Source organism: Stenotrophomonas sp. STK17_22, from assembly GCF_051983905.1.
Lineage (GTDB): Bacteria > Pseudomonadota > Gammaproteobacteria > Xanthomonadales > Xanthomonadaceae > Stenotrophomonas > Stenotrophomonas maltophilia_A.
Genome location: NZ_CP197010.1, coordinates 4,755,861 through 4,780,347, shown reverse-complemented (window position 1 = coordinate 4,780,347; position 24,487 = coordinate 4,755,861). Strand labels below are relative to the sequence as shown.

Here is a 24,487-nt window from a genome sequence, read left to right as displayed (position 1 = left end):
CTGTGGGTGCGGACCTGTGGGTGCGGACCGTTGGTCCGCACACCTTGATAGGTCTCAGACGATATCGTCGACCACGCCGCCATCCACGCGCAGCGCCGCACCCGAGGTCGCCGAGGCCTGCGGCGAGGCCAGATACACCACCATGTTGGCCACTTCCTCGACCGTGGCGGTGCGCTGGATCACCGAAGACGGCCGGTGTGCCATCACGAACTCGCGGCCGATCTGCTCCAGTGGCTTGCCGCTGCGCTGGCGTTCATCTTCGAACATCGCCGCGAAACCGTCGGACAGGGTCGGGCCGGGCAACACCGCGTTGACGGTGACGCCGCTGCCGGCCACGCGCTTGGCCAGGCCGCGCGACAGCGACAGCTGCGCGGTCTTGCTGACACCGTAGTGGATCATGTCGGCCGGAATGTTGCGTGCCGATTCGGACGAGATGAACAGGACGCGACCCCAGCCGGCATCGACCATGGCCGGCAACAGTGCCCGCGACAGGCGCACGCCGGACATCACGTTGGTCTGCCAGTAACGTTCCCAGGTCGCGTCTTCGGTCTCGAAGAAGTCCTCGGGGCCGAAAATGCCGGCGTTGTTGACCAGGATGTCGACCTTGGGCAGGCCTGCCAGCAGCGTGTCGACGCCGGCCGCATCGGAGAGGTCGGCGGCCACGCCGAGCACGTCGGCACCCGGAACGGCGGCGAGCAGGCGCTGGCGGGCGCGTTCGACGCTGTCGGTGCTGCGGCCGTTGAGAATGATCCGCGCGCCCGCGTTGGCCAGGCCCTGGGCAATCGCCAGGCCGATGCCGGCGGTGGAGGCGGTGACCAGCGCGGTACGGCCGGTGAGTTCGATCTTCATGGAGGAATCCGGGGCAGGGGATCACCCAGTATCCGCGCGGGAACGTGATCGGGATGCATCGCCATACGCAACGCACGGTTGCACGCGATGCAGTAGATCCACGCCATGCGTGGATGGAATGTCCCACCAGCGATGAGGGATCAGGTCAGGCTGGTCACCGCCTCATTCGCCGCCGCCCGCACCTTCGGCAGCATCCGCAGCACCAGCGCCATCTGCGTGCGGATCAGCTGCAGCTTCGGCGGCATCGCCTCGTCGATCTGTTCCAGTTCGGCCGCCACCGCGCGATCAGCGTCGTTGTCGTCCTCGCTGACCGGCTGCCGAGCGCTCAGGGCCGTCGCCAGTTGCTGCAGCGCCTTGCGCACGCGCTCACCGGCAGCCAGCGCCAGCGGATCGCCGGCGTAGCTGTCCACCTGGTCGCGGTGCGCACCCAGGGCCGACAGGTGCCCGAGCAGTGTGTTGGACAGCGCCAGGAAGTGGAAGCCGGCATCCAGATTGCGGCGCACATGGCCGGGCTCACGCAGCATGTTCGACAACGCGGTGGATAGCGCGGCGTCGGCGTTGTGCATGTCGCGGCGGGCGATGCGGTAGGCCAGGTCATCACGCATGCCGCTGCGGTACTGGCCCAGTACCGAATCCAGATAGCGCGCGGCGGTGTCCAGCACCCGCGCCAGCACAAGATGCAGCTGCCGGCCCTGCCAGTCGGGCAGGATCAGGAAGGCGGCCGCGGCGGCGATCGCACAACCCAGCAGCGTATCGACCATGCGCGGCACGATCAGCACGAAGCCGTCGCCGATCAGGTTGAAGCAGGTCAGGGCCATCACCGTGATCGCCGCCGACGCCACCAGGTAGCGGTCGGTGCGGGTGAAGAAGAACAGCAGCGCCGACAGCAGCGCGATCAGCAGCTGTACGTGCAGCTGTGGGAACAGCTGCAGCAGTGCCCAGGTCAGCACCAGGCCGGCCACGGTGCCGACGATGCGTTGTGCAAGGCGCTGGCGGGTCGCGCCGAAGTTGGGGCGGCACACGAACACGATGGTCAGCAGCACCCACGAGCCGTTCTGTGCATTGAACAAGCGGATTGCCGCGAAGCCGGCGATCAGAGCCAATGCCATGCGCAGGCCGTGGCGGAACAGGACCGAGCCGGGCGTGAGCTGCTGGCGCACGCGCACGCCCATCTCGCGCAGGGTGTGCGGGTTGCTGTCGCGCAGGCGGGTATCGACGTTGTCCAGGCTGGCCTCGGAGCGCTCCGCATCCAGCAGGCGGCGCTCGATGCTGCGCAGGTTGTGCACCAGCAGATCCAGCGAGCCAAGCAGTCGCTGCCACTGCGGCCGCTGCTGGTCGCGCAGATAGGCCAGCGCATCGGCCAGGTCGCGCCCGGCCTGCTGGTTGCTTTCGCCATACACGAACGGACGGCGCAGGCGGATCGCCTCGCCCAGCCGTGCGCAGGCCTGCCCCTGCAGATCGAGCAGGCGCTGGCAGCGGTACAGCACATCGCTGTGGAAGAAGGCATCGACCAGCGCACCGTACGGGTAGTGCGAGGAGCTGGCGCGCTCGTGGAAATCCTGTGCCATGTAGTAGAGGCGCAGGTACAGGCCGGAGTTCACGCCGGGCCGCCCGGAACGGCCGAAGCGGGCCAGGATCGCGGTCTTGGCTTCATTCAATGCACCAACCACGCGCCGGTTCTGTTCGGCCAGGTCGAGCTGGCGACGCTGCAGGTCGGCCTCGCGCACTGGCTCGAACAGTGTTGCCTTCAACTGCAGGTAGCGGCCCAGTTCAACGTACAGTCGCGCCACGCGTTCGCGTACCGGACGGTTGGCGAACAGTGCGGTCCACAGGATCGACAGCAGGCCGTACCAGACCGCACCGGCCAGCAGGTGGCTGACCGCGTCCAGCGCGCTGTGCAGGTCGCTGGCGCCATGCTGCTCCAGCCCGATCATGGTGTAGATCGCAAGCGTTACCGTGGCCTGGGCGATGGACGCGTAGCGCTCGCCGAGCGCACCCAGCAGGGTCAACCCGAAGGTGGACAGCGCCAGCGCGCCGATGAAGATCCACGGCCAGGGGAACAGCCAGATCACCGAGGCGGCGGCGAGGCAGAAGCACAGCAGCGACAGCAGTACCGCCTTGGTACGGCCCCACCAGTTGTCATCGGTCTCGGCGATGGCGCTGGCGATGATGCCGAGGAACACGCCGGGCAGGGCAGTGAGCGCGTCCAGCTGCCAGCACACGGCAAGCGCTGCGGTCAGGGCGATGAACACCCGAAGGCCATAACTGGCCTTTTCGTGGGCCCACAGGCGGCTGAGGCGGGATTCGCGGGCGGGCATGCAGGCTCGGTGGAAGGGTCTCCCACCATTATTGCGGGTGCGGGGTGAAATATGGAGTGCGGACCAACGGTCCGCACCCACCGTCCATGTGCGGGCCCGTCGTCCGCATGGACGGCGGGGACCGGCACCTTACATCTCCCAGCGCACGCTCACCGCGAACGTGCGCGGCAGGCCGGCGCCGGCGTTGGACCAGTACTTCCGGTTGGCCAGGTTCTCGACGCTGGCACGCAGGGTCACCGGATGGCCGGACGCCAGCAGGCGATAGCCGATGCCTGCATTCACCAGCGTGTAGTCAGGCAGCTTCAGGGTGTTGTCGGCGTCATACCAGACATCGCCGTAGTAGCGCACGGCGGCGTAGGTTTCCAAGCCGTCTACCCACGGCAGCTGGTAGGTGGCGTGCAGTACCCCGCTCCAGCGCGCAGCACCGGCGGTGCGGTTGCCTTCCTGTGCGGCGCTGCCCGGGGACAGCTTGTCGTAGGTCGGATCCAGCCAGGTGACGCCGCCGCCGACGGTCAGTGTATCGTTGAGGTGCAGGTCAGCACTGGCTTCAATGCCTTCGTACAGCGTGATGCCGTCCTGCACCAGGCGCTTGCCGGCCGGCGTGAGCTCATCGATGTTGGCACCACGTTCCAGCCGGAACGCGGCCACGTTCGCATTCCAACGCGCCGCTTCGACCTTGGCCCCGATCTCGTACTGCTTGCTGATGGTGGGATCGAGCACGTCACCGGCGTTGATGTAGCTGTTGCCTACGCGGCTGCCCGCTTCGAGCGACTCGATGTAGCTGGCGTAGAGGGTGACCGCCTCGCTGGGCTTGAACATCACAGCGTAGGTCGGGGTGACCGGGTAGGTGTGGTACCGCCCCTTGGTTTCGAAGTCGTTGTAGCGCCAGCCCGCCAGCACCGACCAGCCGCTGCCGAGGTTCACCGTATCGCTTGCGAACACCGCCTGCTGCACCGTCTCGTCGCCGCGGGTCATCACCCGCGAACCAACGGCGTCGTGGCGGATGGCATGGCGCTGGTACAGGTTGGCGCGGCCAATCAGGTTCCACTCGTAGGGGCGGTCCCAGCCCAGTCCGGTCTGGTGGCTGATGCCCGCCACCACCTGATGCTGAAGGGGGCCGGTGCGGAAGCTGCCCTGCAGCATCGCCTGGGCCAGCTTCCACTCGCTCTTGCCACCCAGTTCGTAGACGTTGACGTCGTAGTCGCCGTTGAGATCGTCGATGTAGGCGAAGATCTTGTTGACGTCATTCCACGAGGTGGTGACGCCGTAACTCAGGCTGGCTTTCCAGTCGCTGTTGATCTGCCAGTTCAAGCCGGTCGACAGCAGGCTGGAGCGTGTGTCGTAGTAGGTGCCGGGCACGCTGTTGTCGGTATCTCCGGCGATCGGCCGCGGCAACGAGGTCAGGCCACGGAAGTAGTACTGCGGTGATTCCTCGCGCAGGTCGCGCGACTGGAACACTCCGTCGAAGGTCCAGGTGAGCGCATCGCTCAGGCGCGCGTCCAGCGACAGTGCGCCCACCTTGCGATCGATGTGTCCGCCATTGAAGGTCTCGCCTGTTTCCTGGAAGGCATTGAAGCGGTAGCCGAACATCTGCTCGTTGCCGAAGCGGCCGCCAACGTCGATGCCGCCGCTGACGATGCCCTGTTCGCGCCAGCCCAGCTGGGCGGAGAAGGTGGGCGTGTCCGTCGGCTTCTTGGTGATGTAATTGACGATGCCGCCGGGGGTGCCGAAGCCATACAGGAATCCGCCCGGGCCTTTCAGCAGATCGACCTGTTCCATCACTTCCAGCGGCCATTCGGTGCCCCAGGAAGAGACCTGCAGGCCATTGACCCGGTAGCTGTCGTAGTTCAGCTCCAGACCGCGGTTGCGGATGGGCGAGCTCCAGCCACTGGCATAGGCGCTGACCTGGGTGCTGACCGAAGGGTCGAGCAGGAAGGCTTCGCCCAGCGAGACCACCTGGCGCTGCTCGATCTGCTCGCGGCCAACAGCGGTGATCGCGAACGGAGTGTCGCGCAGGGCGCGGTCGCCCAGTGCGCCGGCGTCGGTATGGGTGCGTTCGGCGGTGACCTTCACCGCATCCAGATCGGTGGCGTTACGGCTGACGGCCGGCGCTTCGGCATGGGCAGCGCAGGCGGCTGACAGGGCGATGGCCAGCATGGCCAGGCGGGGAGAACGGGAAGGCAGCATCGATGGTGGTCCTCGACGGACGGCCACAGGCCATCCGCCCACGGGTGGGGGAAGGGGCAGTGGCTGGGATCACGCAGGCTGGCCGGAGATGGCAGCGGGGCGCCGCGAAGGGGCGCAGGACCATGGCTGGATGAGAATTGTTCTCTTTTCGTTACCGTGCGTCAAACCCGGAGGCATGCGGACCAACGGTCCGCACCCACCATCCGTGCCCACGGTTCGTACCCACCATCCGTGCGCACGGTAGTGCCGGCCGCTGGCCGGCAGATTGGCTGTACGGAGAACGCCGGCCAGCGGCCGGCGCTACCAGTAGATCCACGCCCTGCGTGGATGGGCCCTTCTACGCCCGTTGCGCGCGCTTGAGCAGCTTCGCTTCGCGCCTGCGTGCGCGACGTGCGCGCCAGCGCTCGGCCAGGCAGGAGAAGATCACGTACAGCGCCGGCGTGCTGAGCAGGGTCAGGCTCTGCGAGAACAGCAGGCCGCCGATCATCGCGATACCCAGCGGACGCCGCAGCTCGGACCCTTCGCCGAGGCCGATCGCCAGCGGCACAGCAGCCAGGATCGCCACCATCGTGGTCATCATGATCGGGCGGAAGCGCACGATGCTGGCCTCGCGTGCCGCTTCGCGCGGTGCCAGCCCATGTTCGCGCTGCGCCACCAGCGCGAAGTCGATCATCATGATCGCGTTCTTCTTGACGATGCCGATCAGCAGCACCAGCGCGATCATCGAGATCACCGACAGTTCGGTATTGGTGCCGAACAACGCGAGCAGTGCACCCACGCCCGCCGCCGGCAGCGTGGACAGGATGGTGACCGGATGGATCAGGCTCTCGTAGAGCATGCCCAGCACCAGGTACACGGTCAGGATCGCGGCGAACACCAGGATCAGCATGTCGCTGGGGTCGGAGTTGAAGCCGAAGCCCGCATCATCGGCCAGGCGGATGTCACCGGGCATGCGCATGCCGGCCACGGTCGCGTCGATGATCGCCTTGGCCTCGCCCATGCTCACGTTCGGCGCCAGGTTGTAGCTGAGGTCCATCGTCGTGTACTGGTTCTCGTGGGTGATCTGCGACGGGGCCAGGCCGGGCATCTGCGTGGCCACCGCGGTGATCGGCACCATGTCGCCATTGCGCGCACGTACGTACACCTCGTCCAGTGCGGCGGGGGTGGCGGTCTGCGAGGGCAGGGCGTTGACCACCACGCTGTACTGGTTGATGTCCGAATAGATGGTGGAGATCTGGCGCTGGCCGAACGCACCGTACAGAGCGCCGTCGATGGCGCCGACCGAAACACCCAGGCGGGCGGCCTTGGCACGGTCGATCTCGATGTTCTGGCGCAGCCCGGCATTGTCCACATCGGTGCCGACGTCGCGCAGCTTCGGGTTCTTCTTCAGCTCCGCCTGCAGCTTGGGCAGCCATTCCTGCAGTGACGCCAGGTCATTGCCCTGCAGCGAGATGCGGTACTGCGCACCCTGGCTGGAGCCACCGCCATCGTTGCTGGGCAGGTCCTGGATCGCGCGCAGGCGCAGCTGCAGGTCGGGGTAGCGGTCGGCCTTGGCGCTCAGTCGCGCCAGGGCATGTGCGGTGGTTTCGCGGCGGCCTTCCTTGCGTGATTTCAGCTCGACGTTGAACTGTGCGCTGGAGCCCTGGCGACCGCTGCCCAGGCGCACACCCACGGTCTTCACCGCCGGGTCGGCCATCAGCATGTCGGTGATGCGGCGCTGGCGGGCGACCATGTCCTCGAAGGAGACGGTGGCGCTGGAGTTGGCGCGGCCCCAGATCAGGCCGGTGTCCTGCGGCGGGAACGCGCCCTTCTTCACCGCGCCGAACAGGAAAACGGTGGCACCGATCAGCAGCAGCGGCGTCAGCGACAGCAGCAGCGCATGGCGCAGCGAGAAATCCAGGAACACGGTGTAGATGCGCAGCATGCGCTCGTGGCCGGCATCCAGCCAGCGGCCGAAGCGCGACGGCGGCGCGCTGTGGTCGTGGGCGCTGAGGAAGCGGCTGCACAGCGCCGGGGTCAGCGTCAGCGAGACGATCATCGAGACCACGATGGCCGCCACCAGGGTGACGGTGAACTCGCGGAAGAACGCGCCCATCATGCCGCTGGCGAACAGCAGCGGGATGAACACCGCCACCAGCGAGGCGGTGATCGAGACGATGGTGAAGCCGATCTCTCGCGCGCCGGTCAGCGCTGCCTGCATCCGCGGCATGCCTTCGTCGAGGTGGCGCATGATGTTCTCGATCACCACGATCGCATCGTCGACCACGAAGCCGATCGCGATCACCAGCGCCAGCAGGCTCAGGTTGTTCAGGGTGAAACCCATCACGTACATCACCAGCGCGGCACCGGCCAGCGACAGCGGCACGGTCACTGCGGCGATCAGCGTGGGTGCCAGCCGGCGCAGGAACAGCGCCATGGTCAGCACCACCATCGCCAGGCTGATCAGCAGAGTGATCTGTACTTCATGCAGCGACGAGCGGATGGTCGGCGTACGGTCGAAGTACGGCGTCATCGTGGTGCCCGGCTGCAGGTAGTCGCGCAGCGCGGGGATCTGTGCCTTGACCCGGTCCACGGTTTCGACGATGTTGGCGCCGGCGCGGGTGAACACGTACATCACCACCGCCGGTTTGTGGTCGAACCACGCCGCCTGGTAGGCGTCCTGCTGGCCGTCGTAGACGTTGGCGATGTCCTTCAACCGGATCACCCGGCCATCGCCCTGGGTCTTGACCACCAGGTCGGCGAAGTCGGCGGCGCGTGCCACCGAATCGTTGGCGATGATCGCGGTGGTGGTGTTGCCATCGCTGAGGAAGCCGGTGGGCGAGGTCACGTTGGCCGCACGCACCGCGTTGCGCAGGTCATCGGCGGTCAGGCCGAGTGCGTTCATCAGGCGCAGGTTGACGTCCACACGCACCGCCGGCGTCGAGGCACCGGCGATGTCGACCGAGGCGACGCCGCTGATCTGGCGGATGCGCTGCGCCAGCAGCGAGTCGGCCACGTTGTACAGCTCATCGGCCGACTGCGTCTGCGAGGTGAGCGCGATGGCGATCACCGGGTCGTCGTTCGGGTTCGCCTTCTGGTACATCGGCGAGCCCATGCCCGAAGGCAGGTCGGCCTGTGCCGAGTTGATCGCGGTCTGTACGTCCAGTGCCGCCGAATCGATGTTGTGGCCGCTCTGGAAGATCATGAACACCAGCGAGCTGCCTTCCGAGCTCGACGAGCGCATGCGGTCGATGCCCGGCAGCTGGCCGAGATGACGTTCCAGCGGCGCGGTGACCGTGGAGGCCATGGTTGCCGCATCGGCACCGGACTGGCTGGCGTGCACGAAGATCACCGGGATCTCGATGTTCGGCAGCGCCGACACGCCCAGCCGCAGGTAGCAGATCAGGCCGACCATGAACAGGCCGATGGCCAGCAGCGCGGTGCCGATCGGGCGGCGGATGAAGGGGCCGGACAGGTTCATCGTGCGGCCCCCCGCGGCAGCGGGGCGTGGATCATGCCTGCGGCTCCTGCAGCGAACCGTCGCGCAGTGCGCGCTGCTCGCGGCGGCGGGCCAGCCATTCGGAGAAGCGCTCCATATACAGGTAGATCACCGGCGTGGTGTACAGGGTCACCAGCTGCGACAGCAGCAGGCCGCCGACGATGGCGATGCCCAGCGGGCGGCGCAGTTCCGAACCGATGCCGGTGCCCAGTGCCAACGGCAGCGCGCCGAGCATGGCCGCGGCGGTGGTCATCATGATCGGGCGGAAGCGCAGCAGGCAGGCGCGGCGGATCGCTTCATGCGCGTTGGCGCCGGCGCGGCGCGCCTCGATCGCGAAGTCCACCATCATGATGCCGTTCTTCTTGACGATGCCGATCAGCAGCACGATGCCGACGATGCCATCCACCGACAGGCTCAGCCCGCACAGCATCAGTGCCAGCAACGCGCCGACACCGGCCGGCGGCAGCGTGGAGATGATCGTGATCGGGTGGATGTAGCTCTCATAGAGCACGCCCAGCACGATGTAGATCACCACCAGCGAGGCCAGCAGCAGCCACACCACATCGGTCTGGCTGCCGGTGAATTCGGCGGCCTTGCCGATGAATTCGGCATGCAGGTGGGTGGGCATGTCCAGGCTGTCCTTGGTCTCCTGGATCGCCCGCACCGCTTCGGACAGCGAATAGCCCGGCGCCACGTTGAACGAGACCGTCACTGCCGGCAGCTGCTGCTGGTGGCTGACCACCAGCGGTGCACTGCTGACCTTGCCTTCGGCCAGTGCCGACAGCGGAATGATGCTGCCCGCGCCGACGGTGATGCCGGTGTTCTGCGCGCCGATGCCGGTAGCCGTCGATGAGTTCGACGAGGTGACCTGGCCGAAACTGGTGGCATTGGTGCCGGTCAGTGCACCGGCACCATTGGAGGCAACGGCCAGCTGTTCCATCAGCGCGGTGCTGGTGCGGAACTCCGGCGCCACTTCCAGCACAACCCGATACTGGTTGAGTTCGGTGAAGATGGTCGAGATCTGGCGCTGGCCGAACGCATCGTAGAGGGTGTCGTCGATGGTCTGCATCGGCACGCCCAGCACGCTGGCCTTGTCGCGGTCGATGTTCAGTTCAAGCGCGCGGCCCTGGTTGGACAGGTTGTTGTCGACGTCGGTCAGTTCCGGGCGCTTGCGCAGCGCTTCGGTCAGGCGCGTGGCCTGGGTGGCCACGGTCGCCGGATCGACGTCCGACAGCGAGTACTGGTACTCGGTGGCGGCCACGCGGGTATCCAGCGTCACGTCCTGGACCGGCTTCAGGTACAGGGCCACGCCCGGAATACCGGCCACCGCCTTCTGCAGGCGCGGCAGGATCTTGTCCAGGCCGTCGCGCTCGCCGCGTTCCTTCAGCACGATCGACAGCTGGCCCTGGTTGAGCGTGGGGTTCATGCTGCCGGCACCGATGAACGCCGACACGCCGGTCACATCCGGGTCCTGGCGCAGCGCTTCGGCCACCTGCTTGGTGCGCTGTTCCATCTGCGGGAAGGCGATGTTCTGGTCGGCCTGTACCACGCCGGTGATCAGGCCGGTGTCCTGCTCAGGCAGCAGGCCCTTGGGAATCAGCACGTACAGCAGCACGGTCAGTACCAGCGCGCCGCCGGCCACGGCCAGGGTCAGGCGCTGGTGGCCCAGCACCCAGTCCAGGCTGTGCTCGTACAGGCCGACGGTGCGCGTCCACAGGTTCTGCTTTCCGGCCGCTGCCGCGCGCTCATGCGCGTCCTCGCCCTCGGGCAGGGCGTCGGGCTTGAGCAGGTAGGCGCACATCATCGGGGTGAGCGTCAGCGAGATCAGCATCGACAGCACCACCGCGATGCTCAGCACCCATGCGAACTCGTGGAACAGGCGGCCGGTGACGCCGGGCATCAGCAGCAGCGGCAGGAACACCGCCACCAGCGAGACGGTCAGCGACAGCACGGTGAAGCCGATCTGGCGCGCGCCGATCTCGGCCGCTTCCTTGCCACTCTTGCCCTGCTCGATGTAGCGCACGATGTTCTCGATCATCACGATCGCATCGTCGACCACGAAGCCGGTGGCCACCACCAGCGCCATCAGCGAGAGGTTGTCCAGCGACATGCCGGCGAAGGCCATCACCGCAAAGGTGCCGGCCAGCGACAACGGCACCGCCACCGAGGGAATGATCGTGGCCCACAGCCGGCGCAGGAACACGAAGATCACCGCCACCACCAGGCCGATGGTCAGGATCAGGGTGAACTGCACTTCATGCACAGAGGCGCGGATGGTCTCGGTGCGGTCGTTGAATATCTCCAGGTGCACGTCGGCCGGCAGCACGCCCTGCAGCTGCGGCAGGATCGCGCGGATGCGCTCGACGGTCTGCACGATGTTGGCGCCTGGCTGGCGGCGCACTTCCAGCAGTACCGCCGGCTTGCCGTCGGCCCAGGCGGCAAGCTGGTCGTTCTCCACGCCATCGATCACCTCGGCGACGTCGGACAGCCGCACCGGGCGGCCGTTCTTGTAGCTGATGATGGTATCGCGGTACTCGGCGGCACTGGTGAGCTGGTCGTTGGTACCGATGCTGTAGGACTGCGTCTTGCCGTTCAGCGAACCCTTCGGCGCGTTGACGTTGGCCTGGGTCAGCGCGCTGCGCAGCTGTTCCAGGGTCAGGCCCATGTTCGACAGCTGGGCCGGATTGGCCTGGATGCGCACGGCCGGGCGCACGTTGCCGGCGATCGAGACCAGGCCCACGCCCTGCACCTGCGACAGTCGCTGGGCCAGGATCGAGTCGGCGTAGTTGTTGACGTCGCGCAGCGGGCGCGTGTCAGACGTCAGCTTCAGGGTTACGATGGCCGCGTCGGCTGGATTCACCCGGTTGTAGACCGGCTGGTAGGGCAGCGACGAGGGCAGGGTGGCCTGGCGGATCGCCGCCTGCACGTCCTGCGCGGCAATGTCGATGTTCCGGTCCATCGAGAACTGCAGGATGATCGTGGACAAGCCGGCAGACGAGTCGGAGGTCATCAGCTCCAGCCCGGAGATCTGCCCGAACTGGCGCTCCAGCGGCGTGGTGACCAGCGAGGCCATGGTGGTGGCGTTGGCGCCGGGGTACTGGGTGGTGACCACCAGGCTGGGCGCATCGATTTCCGGCAGCGCCGACACCGGCAGCTTGCGGTAACCGAGGATGCCCAGCAGCAACAGGCCCGCCATCAGCAGCGAGGTGGCGATGGGGCGGCGGATGAAGATCGTCGAAAAGCCCACGGACTGATCCTTGCTGGCACTTCAATGTCGGCGCCGGCAGGCTTGCCGGCGCGAGGGAGGTCGGTAGCCTGCGCTCAGCGCGGGCCGCCGCCACGACGGCCACCGCCGCCGTTCTTCTGCTCGGCGGCCTTCAGCTCGGCTTCGGTCGGCACCGCCGGGGTTTCGCCCGGCTTCAGCGCGGTGACCTTGCTGCCCGGCTTCAAGCGGAACTGGCCTTCACTGACCACCCGCTCGCCGCCCTTCAGGCCCTCGGCGATCTGCACCTGGCTGTCACCCACTTCCACGCCGCTGCGCACGGTCTGCATCTTCACCGTGTTGTCGCCCTGCACCACATAGACGTACTCGCCGTCCGGGCCACGCAGCACCGCCTGGGTCGGAATGACCACGCCACCGGCAATCGTGCGCAGCTGCATGCGCACGTTGACGAACTGGCCCGGCCACAGGCCGTTGTCGGTGTTGTCGAAGATCGCGCGCGCCTTGAACGTGCCGCTGTCGGCACTGATCAGGTTGTCGACCACGTCGAGCTTGCCGTCGCCGGACAGCACGTGCGAATCGGCGCGGTCCAGTGCCGCGACGGGTACCGCACCGGCGGCCTGTGCCTGGCGCACATCGCCGAGCTGGCGCTCGGGCAGGTTGAACAGCACGTGGATCGGATGGATCTGGGTCAGCGTGACCAGCGCGGTGCCGGCGTTGACCACGTTGCCGGCGTCGACCGCGCGGATGCCGGCGATACCGGTGATCGGCGCGGTGACCTTGGTGTACTGCAGCTGCACCTGCGCCGAGCGCATGCTGGCCTCGTTCGCCGCGACTGCGCTTTCGTACTGTGCCACTTGGTTTCGCTGTGTATCCAGATCGGTCTTGGCGACGAACTGGCGATACTCCGGCGCGTTCGAGCGCTGGTAGTTGGAACGCGCGGTGGCCAGCAGCGCCTCGTTCTGGCGCTTGGAGGCCACGGCCTGGTCATAGCTGGCCTGGGCGGTGCGCGGGTCGATCACCGCCAGCACATCGCCCTTCTTCACTTCCTGGCCTTCGCGGAAATTCAGGCTCATCAGCTGGCCGCCAACCTGCGGGCTGACGGTGACGGTGTTCATTGCGGTCACCGTACCCAGCGCGCTGGCATAGACCGGCACGTCCTGGCGTGCCGCATCCACCACGGTCACCGGCACCGGGCCGGCATCCGGGTCTTCACCGCCCTGGCGCGCAGCTGCCGCCGGGCCACCGGCCTTGTCCTTGCCCCCGCCGAGTACGCGCAGGCCGACCACGGCCAGCACCAGTACCGCCACGACCAGCAGCACGATCTTCCAAACACGTGACATTCAAGGACTCCAAGAGGGCTGGACGGGGCACGGCCCCGGTTGGCAATGCGCAAAGCATACCTGCGCCACATCACGTTTCCTGCATGACGGATGGGACGGGCGCTAAGACCGGATCCGGCGGCGGAGGTTCCCGTAGCGGCGGTGTTGCCCTACATTCAGCTGGAACCCCCTGCCGTGGAGATCGTGATGCGCCGTTCGTTGCTGCTGTCCGCCCTGCTGCTGGCCTTGCCGGCTCTTGCCCACGCCCAGGACGGGCAGCGCCCGGAGGTGACCGCTGCCGCCCAGCGGCTGCAGGCCAAGGTGGTGGAATGGCGGCGCGACTTCCACCAGCACCCGGAACTGTCCAACCGTGAGGTGCGCACCTCGGCCGAGGTCGCCAAGCGCCTGCGCGCGATGGGCCTGAAGCCGAAGACCGGCATCGCCCACCACGGCGTGGTGGCGATCATCGAAGGTGGCAAGCCCGGGCCGAAGATCGCCCTGCGCGCGGACATGGACGCGCTGCCGGTGACCGAACAGACCGGCCTGCCGTTCGCCTCGAAAGCCACCGACCAGTACCGCGGGCAGACCGTGGGCGTGATGCATGCCTGCGGCCATGACGCGCACACCGCCACCCTGCTCGGCGTGGCCGAGGCACTGGTGTCGATGAAGAAGGATCTGCCGGGCCAGGTGATGCTGATCTTCCAGCCGGCCGAAGAGGGTGCACCGCCGCCGGAAGAGGGGGGTGCTGCCCTGATGCTGAAGGAAGGCCTGTTCGCCGACTTCAAGCCGGAAGCCGTGTTTGGCCTGCATGTGTTCTCCAGCGTGCAGGCTGGGCAGATCGCCGTGCGCGGTGGCCCGCTGATGGCGGCTTCGGATCGTTTCGGGATCAAAGTGATCGGTCGGCAGACGCATGGCTCGGCGCCGTGGAACGGTGTTGATCCGATCGTGGCCACCGCTGACCTGGTCGGCACCGCGCAGACCATCGTCAGCCGCCGCGCGAACCTGTCCAAGCAGCCGGCGGTGCTGACGTTCGGCGCGATCAACGGTGGCATCCGCTACAACATCATTCCGGATGAAGTGGAAATGGTCGGCACCATCCGTACCTTCGACGAAGGCATGCGGCAGCAGATCTTCGCCGACCTGCGCAACGTGGCCGAGCACACCGCCGCCGCGCACGGTGCCAAGGCGGTGACGGACATCTACGAGTCGGAGGGCAATCCGGCCACGGTGAACGACCCGGCGCTGACCGCGAAGATGCTGCCGAGCCTGCAGGCAGTGGTGGGCAAGGACAACGTGTACGAGCCACCGCTGCAGATGGGTGCGGAGGATTTCTCGCTGTACGCGAAGGAAGTGCCGGGGATGTTCTTCTTCGTCGGTTCGACCAGCGTGGGCATCGACCCGGCGACGGCACCGGCGAATCATTCGCCGAAGTTCCTGCTGGATGAGAAGGCGCTGGATGTCGGGTTGCGGGCGTTGCTGCAGGTGAGCCTGGATTACTTGAACGGTGCCGGCACTCCTGCGGGGTGAGGGTTTCCGGCAGGGCTTGCAGCCCTGCACCCGCAGAGGCCAAGGCAACAGCCGGAGCAACGGCAGAAGCCGGCTATCTGTGGGTTGGCGGGGCGGGTCCGGTGGCAGGGGACGGCGCAAGTACGTCCCTGTAGCCTCGGTCGCCGCATCCATGCGGCTCACGCCCCTGCCACCGGACCCACCCCGCCTTCGACAGTTTCCCGCGATCTGTCGGAACGGCGCTCTGCTTTGGTAGGTGTCGACCTTGGTCGACACGGGCAGACATCGAGAATGTCTGAAGGATCAGCTTTTGATTTTGATTTTCTGATCTTTCCCGTGGTGGATCGGCGGCAGAAATGTGTCCGGGGGCCGGGCGGGTGGGGCTGGCGGGGTATCCGCGCCATGGATGGCGCGGCTAAGCCTCCAGGGACGGATTCACGGCGTCCCCGCCAGCTCCACCCGCCCGGCCCGCTCCAGGGAACCTGAGCTTTCGGCGACCAACCGACACCACGGAGGGGCTCCGCCGTTGGCCGACCCGGCCGAAGGCCCGCCGTCCGCGCGATACAATGACCCCCATGAACACCCCACAGGATTCCAGCCTCGGTCGCGAGGTCAGTTACCCGTCGCAGTACGATCCCGGCCTGCTGTTTCCCATCCCCCGCAGCGGTGCCCGCGCCGAGATCGGCCTCGACGACGCCGCGCTGCCGTTCGTCGGCCATGACCGCTGGCATGCCTTCGAGCTGAGCTGGCTCGACACGCGTGGCAAGCCGCAGGTCGCCGTCGCCACCGTGCAGGTGCCGTGCACCTCGCCGCGGCTGATCGAATCGAAGTCGTTCAAGCTGTACCTGAATTCCCTCAACAGCACCCGTATCGACAGCGCCGAGGCACTGCGCGAGCGCCTGGTAGCCGACCTGTCAGCCTGCGCCGGTGCGCCGGTCCAGGTCGAGTTCGGCCTGCCGGGCCTGCGCGAGACGCCGCTCGGTGAATCCATCGACGGGCTGGACGTGGAGATCGACTGCTACGGTCCGCCGCAGGCGGACTTCCTCGCCGCTGATGCGGGCGAGGTGGTGGAGGAGACCCTGGTCTCGGCGCTGCTGAAGTCCAACTGCCCGGTCACCGGCCAGCCGGACTGGGCCACGGTCAGCCTGCGTTACCGTGGGCCGAAGATCGACCGCGCGGGCCTGCTGCGCTACCTGGTCAGCTACCGCGAGCACGCCGAGTTCCACGAGCAGTGCGTTGAGCGGATCTTCAGCGAGGTGTCTGCGCGCTGCCAGCCGGAGTGGCTGGAAGTGGAGGCGCGCTACACCCGCCGTGGTGGCCTGGATATCAATCCCTGGCGTGCCAGCCCCGGCATTGCCGCCCCGGCCGCGACCTACCGCGAACTGCGGCAATAACCGCCGCAGCCGGTTACGGGTAGTGCCGGCCGCTGGCCGGCAACCGCAGGGAACCCGCATCCAGGGCCAGGGCAAGCCGGCCAGCGGCCGGCACTACCGGGCACCGTCTCTCCCGATTGTTCAGCCGCCCCCGGGGGCGGCTTCACATCTGCACCATCCCCATTTAACAACCGCCATGGCAACGTGCGAACCACGTAGTCATGCAGACGGGAGTTGTGGATGAGTACCGAGAAGAAAGCCGATTTCTCCGGCGTCAGTGGCAGCGTCGACAGTACCGCCGAGCAGGTGCCGAAGGCGGACTTCTCTGGCGTCAGCGCTTCGGTGGACAGCACCGCAGACGTCGTCAGCGGCGGCACCTACACCGTGCAGAAGGGTGACTCGTTGTCGAAGATCGCCAAGCAGCATCTGGGCGACGCCAATGCCTGGAAGAAGATCTTCGAAGCCAATCGCGATGTGCTTGACGACCCGGACAAGATCTTCCCGGGCCAGACCCTGAAACTGCCGCCGAAGTAAACGGCGATCGAACGCCGTCCGACAATCCCTGGGAGGAACCCCGAATGATCAAGACCACCCCGCTCCAGACCGCCCTGATTGCCGCCCTGCTGGGCAGCGTTGCCCTGGTCGGTTGCAAGAAGAAAGAAGAGTCGACCGACAGCAACGCCGCCCCGGCAGCGACCGCTCCGGCCGAACCGGCAGCACCGGCGCCGATGACCGGCGCACCGCCGCCGATGGCAGAAGCCGCTGCCGTCAGCGTCTCGGCCGTCACCGTTGGCAAGACCGCAGCCGCCGACAAGTCGGTTGCAACGACAGCATTGTTCGCACCGAAGGATGACGTCATCGTCTCGGTCAAGACCGACGGTGCCGCCAACAACGTCACCGTTGGCGCGAAGCTGACCTACCAGGACGGCCAGGTGGCCGGCGAACAGAACGCCACCCTGAACACCAGCGGTGCGGAAACCACCAACGTCACCTTCAAGAATGCAAAGGGCTGGCCGGCCGGCAAGTACCGCGCCGAAGTCACCGTCGATGGCAAGGCGGCCGGAACGCCGCAGGAGTTCGAGGTCAAGTAAGTCCTGCCGACTCTCTCCCGGCAGGGCTCACGATGGACGCAGCCGCGAGGCTGCGTCCTTTTTTGTTGGGCGACGGTTGGCGCTATCCACGCATGGCGTGGATCTACTGACAACCGGGCCGTGCTTCATCCACACCGTGCGTGGATGGATCACAGCGTTGCCGGCACGCAGTACCGCCGCGTATGGCGCGGCTTTGCCCCGCGCGGCTGAAAACGCGACAATGCAGGGGTTTCCCCGCCGCGCGCCCACCCTGACGGCGACGGGGGAAAGCGCGGGGCCCCGCCTCGCGCGCGACACGGTTGCACGTGGCCCGGCGCTGGCGCCGGCCTTCCCCTGAGCATTGCTACAGAGTCCAAGTCCCCCATGTCCAAGATCCTCTACACGCTGACCGACGAAGCACCGTTCCTGGCCACCCAGTCGCTGCTGCCGATCGTCGACGCCTATACCTCCACTGCCGGCATCGCGGTGGAAACCCGTGACATCTCGCTGTCCGGCCGCATCCTGTCGCTGTTCCCGGAACTGCTGAGCGACGCGCAGAAGGTCAGCGACGACCTGGCCGAGCTGGGCCAGCTGGCGACCACCCCGGACGCCAACATCATCAAGCTGCCGAACATCTCCGCTTCGGTGCCGCAGCTGAAGGCGGCCATCAAGGAACTGCAGGACCAGGGCTATCCGCTGCCGGATTACCCGGAAACCCCGGCCGACGACCAGCAGCGCGACTACAAGGCGCGCTATGACAAGGTCAAGGGCAGCGCGGTGAACCCGGTGCTGCGCGAAGGCAACTCCGACCGCCGCGCACCGCTGTCGGTGAAGAACTATGCGCGCAAGCACCCGCACCGCATGGGCGCCTGGGCCTCGGATTCGAAGTCGCACGTCGCGCACATGGCCGCCGGTGATTTCTACGGCAGCGAAAAGTCGGCCACCCTGGCCAACGCCGGTTCGCTGAAGATCACCTTCCACGGCAAGGACGGCAGCACCGTCGTGCTGAAGGAAAAGACCGCGGTGAAGGCCGGCGAGATCGTCGACGCCGCCGTCATGAGCCGCAAGGCACTGGCCGCCTTCATCGGCGAGCAGATCGCCGATGCCAAGGCCCAGGGCGTGCTGTTCTCGCTGCACCTGAAGGCGACCATGATGAAGGTCTCCGACCCGATCATGTTCGGCGTGGCGGTCAACGAGTTCTACAAGGACGTGCTGGCCAAGCACGCCGACGCGCTGAAGCAGGCCGGTTTCGATGCGAACAACGGCATCGGTGACCTGGCCGCACGCCTGCCGTCGCTGCCGGAAGCCACCCGCGCTGCGATCGAAGCCGACCTCGCCGCCGAGTACGCACAGCGTCCGGGCGTGGCCATGGTCAACTCGGACAAGGGCATCACCAACCTGCACGTGCCGAGCGACGTGATCGTCGACGCCTCGATGCCGGCGATGATCCGCGACTCCGGCAAGATGTGGAACGCCGAAGGCAAGCTGCAGGACACCAAGGCGGTCATTCCGGATCGTTGCTACGCCGGTGTGTACCAGGCCGTCATCGACGACTGCAAGGCGCACGGCGCCTTCGACCCGGCCACCATGGGTTCGGTGCCGAACGTCGGCCTGATGGCGCAGAAGGCCGAAGAGTACGGCTCGCACGACAAGACCTTCCAGATCGCTGCTGATGGCGTGGTCAAGGTCACTGACGATGCCGGCACCGTGGTGTTCGAGCACGCCGTGGAAGCCGGTGACATCTGGCGCATGTGCCAGACCAAGGACGCGCCGATCCAGGACTGGGTCAAGCTGGCCGTCGAACGCGCCCGGCTGAGCAGCACCCCGGCCGTGTTCTGGCTCGATGCCGCCCGCGCCCACGACGCGCAGGTCATCGCCAAGGTCGAGCAGTACCTGAAGAACCACGACACCAGCGGCCTGGATATCCGCATCCTTCCGCCGGTGGAAGCCACCGCGTTCTCGCTGGACCGCATCCGCAAGGGCGAGGACACCATCTCGGTGACCGGCAACGTGCTGCGCGACTACCTGACCGACCTGTTCCCGATCATGGAGCTGGGCACCAGCGCCAAGATGCTGTCGATCGTGCCGCTGATGGCCGGTGGCGGCCTGTTCGAGACCGGCGCCGGTGGTTCGGCCCCGAAGCACGTGCAGCAGTTCGTTGAAGAGGACTACCTGCGCTGGGATTCGCTGGGCGAATTCCTGGCCTTGGCCGCGTCGCTGGAACACCTGGGCAACCGCTACGACAACGCCGCAGCCCGCGTGCTGGCCAAGGCACTGGACGAAGCCAACGGCCAGTTCCTGGACAACGACAAGTCGCCGTCGCGCAAGCTGGGTGGCATCGACAACCGCGGCAGCCACTTCTACATCGCGCTGTACTGGGCCCAGGCCCTGGCCGCGCAGAATGAAGATGCTGCGCTGAAGGCACGCTTCGCCCCGCTGGCCAAGGCGCTGACCGACAACGAGCAGAAGATCGTTGACGAGCTGATCGCGGTGCAGGGCAAGGCCGTGGACATCGGCGGCTACTACCGCCCGGACGTGGCCAAGGCCAGCAAGGCGATGCGCCCGAGCGCGACCTTCAACGCCGCGCTGGAGCAGCTGCGCGGCTGATCCATCGCCGCTCGGCCGTGACACCGGAACCCGCGCTTCGGCGCGGGTTTCTTTTTGGGCCAGGATTACTGCGGCCCTTCATCCACGCATGGCGTCGATCTACCGGGGACCAGAACCGTGACATCCATCGGCTGTCGGAATGCCGTCAAAGGGGCATGAAACTTGCCCGCGATGGCCGTCGCAGAACGGATAGGAGACAGCCTGCAACCGCCCTCGATCTGAGCAGTCGATCACGACGGCTGCCGCTGGCGATGCCCTAGCCTTGGCGACGCGAGGCCACCGGGGAGGTGGCCGCACGGGGAACACGGATGGCACGCGTGCTGGTAGTGGGAACCGACATCCAGGGCGAGCAGGCCCTGCTGCAGCGGCTGCGCGTGGCATCGGCCCTGCCGGACGGCCAGATCCGCCGCAGCCAGGACCTGGATGATTGCGATCTGCTGGTCATCCGCGATACGCCGGCGCTGCGCAACGCGGCCCAGCGCATGCGTCAGCAGCGTCCGCGACTGCAGTGCTGGATCGAAGACCTGGGCGGCCAGCTGCGTGACGGTGATGGGCACCAGGACGTGCTTGACGATGGTGCCATCGGCCGCGCGCTGCGCCGCATGCAGTTGGCACCGGAGCCCATGGCCATGCACGCACCCGCACCGATCCGTCTGGCCGATGGTGCACACGCCATCACCCGCCTGCTGCGCGAGCGGCTGCCGCTGCGACAGGGGCAGGCACTGTTGAGTGATGCGGGCGAGCCTCTGCTGCTGATGGATCTGGAGCACGACCAGGCCGTGCTGCTGCAGGAACCGGCTGCGGCGCTGGTGGAGCGTCTGGCCGATGCCTTCGAACACCTGCAACTGGATGCGCTGACACCCGCACGCCTGCAGGCGCTGGCCGGTGAGCGGCCACGCCAGCCACTGCGACCGCTGCTGTGGCAGTGGGCACAGCGCAGCCGCCATTGGCAGGCATTGGACGAACGCCTGCGTGGCGCTTCAGTGAAGCTGCTGCGCTGGCCGGACTTCCGCGTACTGGGCCACGACCATGATGGCTTCCGCCTGTGTTCGCTGCTGCTCAAGCGCGCGTGCACGGTTGACGAGTGCGTGATGCTGCTTGAGTTGCCGGCTGCGGCGGTACGCGATTTCATCCATGCCGCCTACCTGTGCGGCTACGCGCAGCTGCAGACTGCACCGGCGACGCCGCTGATGGCGACAGGTGGCACCCGCACCGACAACGGCCTGCTTGCCCGCCTGTGGCGGCACCTGCGCGGGAGCGAACGCAATGCGTGAGCACAAGGTGGTGGTGCTGGGCGGCATGGGCAGCGGCAAGTCGACCTTGGTACGCAGCATCGCGGTTGGCGCGGTGGTCGACACGGATGTGGCCAACAGTGATCGCCTTGGCGCCGACAAAGCGTCCACCACCGTGGCGCTGGACTACGCAGACATCGACCTGCCCAATGGCGAACGCCTGCGGTTATACGGAACACCCGGCCAGCAGCGTTTCGATTTCCTGTGGCCGATCCTGCTGCAGGGCGCGCGTGGCGCGGTGCTGCTGCTGGATGCGCGTCGTGCCGGGCTGGCCAGCGAGCTGGAGGACTACCTGCAGGTGCTGCAGCCGTTCGCATCATCCTTGGCACTGGTGGTGGCGGTCACCCACCTGGACCAGGCACCGCAGGCCGCACTGGATGACTGGGCCGCCCGTGCCAGCCTTGACGACCAACCACTGCCGCTGCTCGCCGTGGATGCCCGTGACCGCGAACAGGGACTGCTGCTGATGGATGTACTGATGAGCGAAATGGAAGCGCACGCACTGGTGGCGGCGCATGGCTGACGGGCAGGCGGCGGTACTGCCTGATGCCGGCCAGCGTGAGCGCCTGCAGCCGCTGCTGCAGGACCTGCAGCAGCGCGTGGAAGGCGTGCGCACGGTGGTGCTGGCCAGTGTCGATGGCTTCGCCCTGGTCAGTGCCGGGGCCGAAGGGCGCGGTGAGCGGCTGGCGGCGATGACCAGCGCGATGCTGGCGCTGGCCGCGGCAGTTGGCCGCGAACTGCTGCTGGGCGATCTGCAGACGCTGATGCTGGAGGCCGCGGGCGGCAAGGTGCTGATGCTGGCGATCCAGGCCGAAGGGCGCGCACCGCTGCTGCTGATGGCGGCCTGCGACCAGCGCAGCGTGATCGGCCAGGTGCTGTGGCAGAGCAGGGAATGTGGCCAGGCGATCCTGGCCGAAATCGGCGGATCGTGAGCCCGGCCGCAGGGGAACGAGGGGCTCGAACCAACATCGACAAGGGGTGCGACGTGGCTGGATTGAATGAATCGTTGAACGCACTGATGGGCATCGACGGCGCGCAGGCAGTGGCGCTGGTCGACTACGAAAGCGGCATGCTGCTGGGCGAAGCCGGTGCCGGCATGGACATGGAAGTGGCCGCCGCCGGCAACACTGAAGTGATCCGCGCCAAGATGAAGACCGCCGCGTCGCTGAACCTCAACGACAGCATCGAGGACATCCTGATCTCGCTGGGCAAGGCGTACCACATCATGCGCCCGGTGGCGAAGAAGAAGGGCCTGTTCTTCTACATCGTGCTGGACCGGACCAAATCCAACCTGGCGCTGGCGCGGCGCAAGGTGCAGGACGTAGAGGCCGAACTGGCGATCTGAGCCGGTAGTGCCGGCCACTGGCCGGCATCTGCATGGATCCATCGGCGGTCCAGGGGCTGCCGGCCAGCGGCCGGCACTACCTCTGCGCTCGACGGCATCACACACGCCAGCGTATGGTGAAGCCGGTCCTCCCGGATGAGCCCTGCATGTCCACGCCTGACATCGTTGCCGAGCTGGCGCCGCGTATCGCCGGTGCCATCCGCGATGGTTTCGAGCAGTACCATGCCCGCTTCGCGGCGATCACCGCGCGGGCGCGGCAGCGCTTCGAGCAGCGCGATTGGGCTGGTGCGCGACAGGATGCGGTCGAGCGCATCGCCCTGTACGACCTGTGCATCGCCGAGCAGATGGATGCGTTGCGCCGCCTCGCCGGTGACGCGATCGGCGAGCGTGCGCTGTGGCTGCAGGTGCACGCGCAGTACAGCGGGCTGCTGCAGGGCCTGATCGACGCCGAGCTGTACAAGACCTTCTACAACACGCTGTCGCGGCGCCTGTTCGCTACCCGCGGCGTGGACCCGGCGCTGGAATTCATTGCTTTCGACGTCGAGCCCTCCGATGCAATCACCCATCCTGTCGCGCGGCATACCTACGCGGTCTCGCCGACGCGGCCGGTGGAGGCCCTGCAACGCGTGCTGGCCGACTACCGTTTCGACATCCCCTATGCGCACCAGCTGCGCTGTGCGGCGGCCATCGCCGTGCGCCTGCAGGACGACCTCGCCCATTGGGGGGACACGCCGGTACGCAGCATCGAACTGCTCGACACGGTGTTCTACCGCGAGCGCCGCGCTTACCTAGTTGGCCGCGTGTTCGGCGAGCATCGCTTTTCGCCATGCGTGATTGCCCTGGTCAACGATGCGCGCGGCCTGCGTGCCGATGCGGTACTGACCCGGCGCCGCGATGTCGCCCATCTGTTTGGCGTGTCGCGCAGCTACTTCCAGGCTGACCTGGGCACCGTGGGCGACGCGGTGGTGTTCCTGCGCAGCCTGCTGCCGGGCAAGCCGATCGACGAGATCTACACGGTGCTGGGACGTGCCAAGCAGGGCAAGACCGAGCGCTACCGAACCTTCTTCCGCCACTTCAACGAGCATCCGCAGGAACGGCTGGTGCATGCCGAAGGCACGCCGGGCATGGTCATGGCGGTGTTCACCCTGCCCAGTTATCCATTGGTGTTCAAGCTGATCCGCGACCGTTTCGCCTGGCCCAAGGCAATGTCGCGGCAGCAGGTGGAAGAGAAGTACGCGCTGGTGTTCAATCTCGATCGTGTCGGCCGCCTGCTTGATGCGCAGCCTTATCGCCACCTGCGTTTCCCGCGCGAGCGCTTCGCGCCGGCCCTGCTGGAAGAGCTGCTGCAGCAGTGCGCGCAGAGCGTACGTGTCGATGGCGACGAGGTCGAAGTCGCACTGTGCTATGTGCAACGTCGTTTCCGTCCTTTGAATCTGTACCTGCGCGAGCAGTCCGGCGAGGCGGTGCGTGCGGCGGTGCTCGACTACGCGCAGGCGATCACCGACATGGCGCGCAACAACATCTTCCCCGGCGACATGCTGCCGAAGAACTTCGGTGTGTCACGGCACGGCCGGGCCGTGTTCTATGACTATGACGAGCTGTGCCTGGTCAGCGACTGCGTGTTCCGCGCCTGGCCGCAGCCACGCACGCCGGAGGAAGCGATGGCCGACGAGCCGTGGTTCCATGTCGGCCCGCGCGACGTGTTTCCCGAGCGCTTCGGTCCGTTCATGGGCCTGCCTGCTGCGGAGCTGGCAGCCGTGCGCGAGCACTACCGGCACCTGTTCGACCCGGGCTGGTGGCAGGGCCTGCAGGAACGCTTCGCCCGGGGTGATTATCCGGACACGCCGCCCTACGCAGGCGCACACCGGCTGGCGTGAACCGGCTGTCATCGCGGCTGGGACTGGGATAGGCTCGCCGTTC

Annotated in this window: 16 protein-coding genes; 10 read left to right on the top strand and 6 right to left on the bottom strand. The window is 67.0% G+C overall.

The genetic code is table 11. The features are described 5' to 3' along the window. Nucleotides 1-54: 54 nt before the first annotated feature. From ACSYS9_RS22230 to ACSYS9_RS22205, 6 genes are all read right to left on the bottom strand, one after another. Nucleotides 55-849, bottom strand: coding sequence for an SDR family NAD(P)-dependent oxidoreductase (locus ACSYS9_RS22230; protein ID WP_049461643.1), 795 nt, complete (start codon nucleotides 847-849; stop codon nucleotides 55-57). Between the two features lie 140 nt (nucleotides 850-989). After that, a complete protein-coding gene (gene yccS / locus ACSYS9_RS22225) occupies nucleotides 990-3,167 on the bottom strand; it encodes a YccS family putative transporter (RefSeq protein WP_032127180.1) in 2,178 nt (725 codons plus the stop codon). Between the two features lie 129 nt (nucleotides 3,168-3,296). Beyond that, entirely contained in the window at nucleotides 3,297-5,354 is a 2,058-nt protein-coding gene (locus ACSYS9_RS22220) for a TonB-dependent siderophore receptor (RefSeq protein WP_071229339.1), read from the bottom strand. Between the two features lie 337 nt (nucleotides 5,355-5,691). Continuing rightward, nucleotides 5,692-8,814 carry an efflux RND transporter permease subunit gene (locus ACSYS9_RS22215; protein WP_071229340.1) on the bottom strand — a complete coding sequence of 1,041 codons (3,123 nt, stop codon included), beginning with the start codon at nucleotides 8,812-8,814 and terminating at the stop codon, nucleotides 5,692-5,694. Between the two features lie 31 nt (nucleotides 8,815-8,845). After that, nucleotides 8,846-12,079 carry an efflux RND transporter permease subunit gene (locus ACSYS9_RS22210; RefSeq protein ID WP_071229341.1) on the bottom strand — a complete coding sequence of 1,078 codons (3,234 nt, stop codon included), beginning with the start codon at nucleotides 12,077-12,079 and terminating at the stop codon, nucleotides 8,846-8,848. A 74-nt stretch (nucleotides 12,080-12,153) separates the two neighbouring features. Then, nucleotides 12,154-13,395 carry an efflux RND transporter periplasmic adaptor subunit gene (locus tag ACSYS9_RS22205; RefSeq protein ID WP_032127184.1) on the bottom strand — a complete coding sequence of 414 codons (1,242 nt, stop codon included), beginning with the start codon at nucleotides 13,393-13,395 and terminating at the stop codon, nucleotides 12,154-12,156. A gap of 186 nt (nucleotides 13,396-13,581) precedes the next feature. On the opposite strand from ACSYS9_RS22205, the gene ACSYS9_RS22200 reads away from it, so the two are divergent. From ACSYS9_RS22200 to aceK, 10 genes are all read left to right on the top strand, one after another. Further along, nucleotides 13,582-14,901: a M20 family metallopeptidase gene (locus ACSYS9_RS22200; protein ID WP_071229371.1), complete on the top strand. Its 1,320-nt coding sequence runs from the start codon at nucleotides 13,582-13,584 to the stop codon at nucleotides 14,899-14,901. Between the two features lie 554 nt (nucleotides 14,902-15,455). Next, entirely contained in the window at nucleotides 15,456-16,274 is an 819-nt protein-coding gene (queF, locus tag ACSYS9_RS22195; protein WP_071229342.1) for an NADPH-dependent 7-cyano-7-deazaguanine reductase QueF, read from the top strand. A gap of 219 nt (nucleotides 16,275-16,493) precedes the next feature. Next, the gene (locus ACSYS9_RS22190) at nucleotides 16,494-16,787 is read left to right on the top strand and encodes a LysM peptidoglycan-binding domain-containing protein (RefSeq protein WP_005419771.1); all 294 of its coding nucleotides are present in this window, start codon (nucleotides 16,494-16,496) and stop codon (nucleotides 16,785-16,787) included. 44 nt (nucleotides 16,788-16,831) lie between these two features. Continuing rightward, nucleotides 16,832-17,344: a hypothetical protein gene (locus ACSYS9_RS22185; RefSeq protein WP_032130280.1), complete on the top strand. Its 513-nt coding sequence runs from the start codon at nucleotides 16,832-16,834 to the stop codon at nucleotides 17,342-17,344. A gap of 363 nt (nucleotides 17,345-17,707) precedes the next feature. Next, nucleotides 17,708-19,930, top strand: a complete 2,223-nt coding sequence (locus tag ACSYS9_RS22180; protein WP_071229343.1) for an NADP-dependent isocitrate dehydrogenase — start codon at nucleotides 17,708-17,710, stop codon at nucleotides 19,928-19,930. A gap of 308 nt (nucleotides 19,931-20,238) precedes the next feature. Next, nucleotides 20,239-21,204, top strand: coding sequence for a hypothetical protein (locus tag ACSYS9_RS22175; RefSeq protein ID WP_071229344.1), 966 nt, complete (start codon nucleotides 20,239-20,241; stop codon nucleotides 21,202-21,204). Beyond that, complete coding sequence (locus tag ACSYS9_RS22170) at nucleotides 21,197-21,745, top strand: GTP-binding protein (protein WP_071229345.1); 549 nt, start codon at nucleotides 21,197-21,199, stop codon at nucleotides 21,743-21,745. Before ACSYS9_RS22175 ends, ACSYS9_RS22170 begins: the two co-directional genes overlap by 8 nt. Then, complete coding sequence (locus ACSYS9_RS22165) at nucleotides 21,738-22,154, top strand: roadblock/LC7 domain-containing protein (protein WP_071229346.1); 417 nt, start codon at nucleotides 21,738-21,740, stop codon at nucleotides 22,152-22,154. The genes ACSYS9_RS22170 and ACSYS9_RS22165 overlap by 8 nt, the downstream gene beginning before the upstream one ends. 53 nt (nucleotides 22,155-22,207) lie before the next feature. Further along, a complete protein-coding gene (locus tag ACSYS9_RS22160; RefSeq protein ID WP_005419760.1) occupies nucleotides 22,208-22,567 on the top strand; it encodes a hypothetical protein in 360 nt (119 codons plus the stop codon). Nucleotides 22,568-22,713: 146 nt separating this feature from the next. Then, on the top strand, nucleotides 22,714-24,444 hold the full coding sequence (gene aceK / locus ACSYS9_RS22155; RefSeq protein ID WP_071229347.1) for a bifunctional isocitrate dehydrogenase kinase/phosphatase: 1,731 nt from the start codon (nucleotides 22,714-22,716) through the stop codon (nucleotides 24,442-24,444). Nucleotides 24,445-24,487 lie beyond the last annotated feature (43 nt).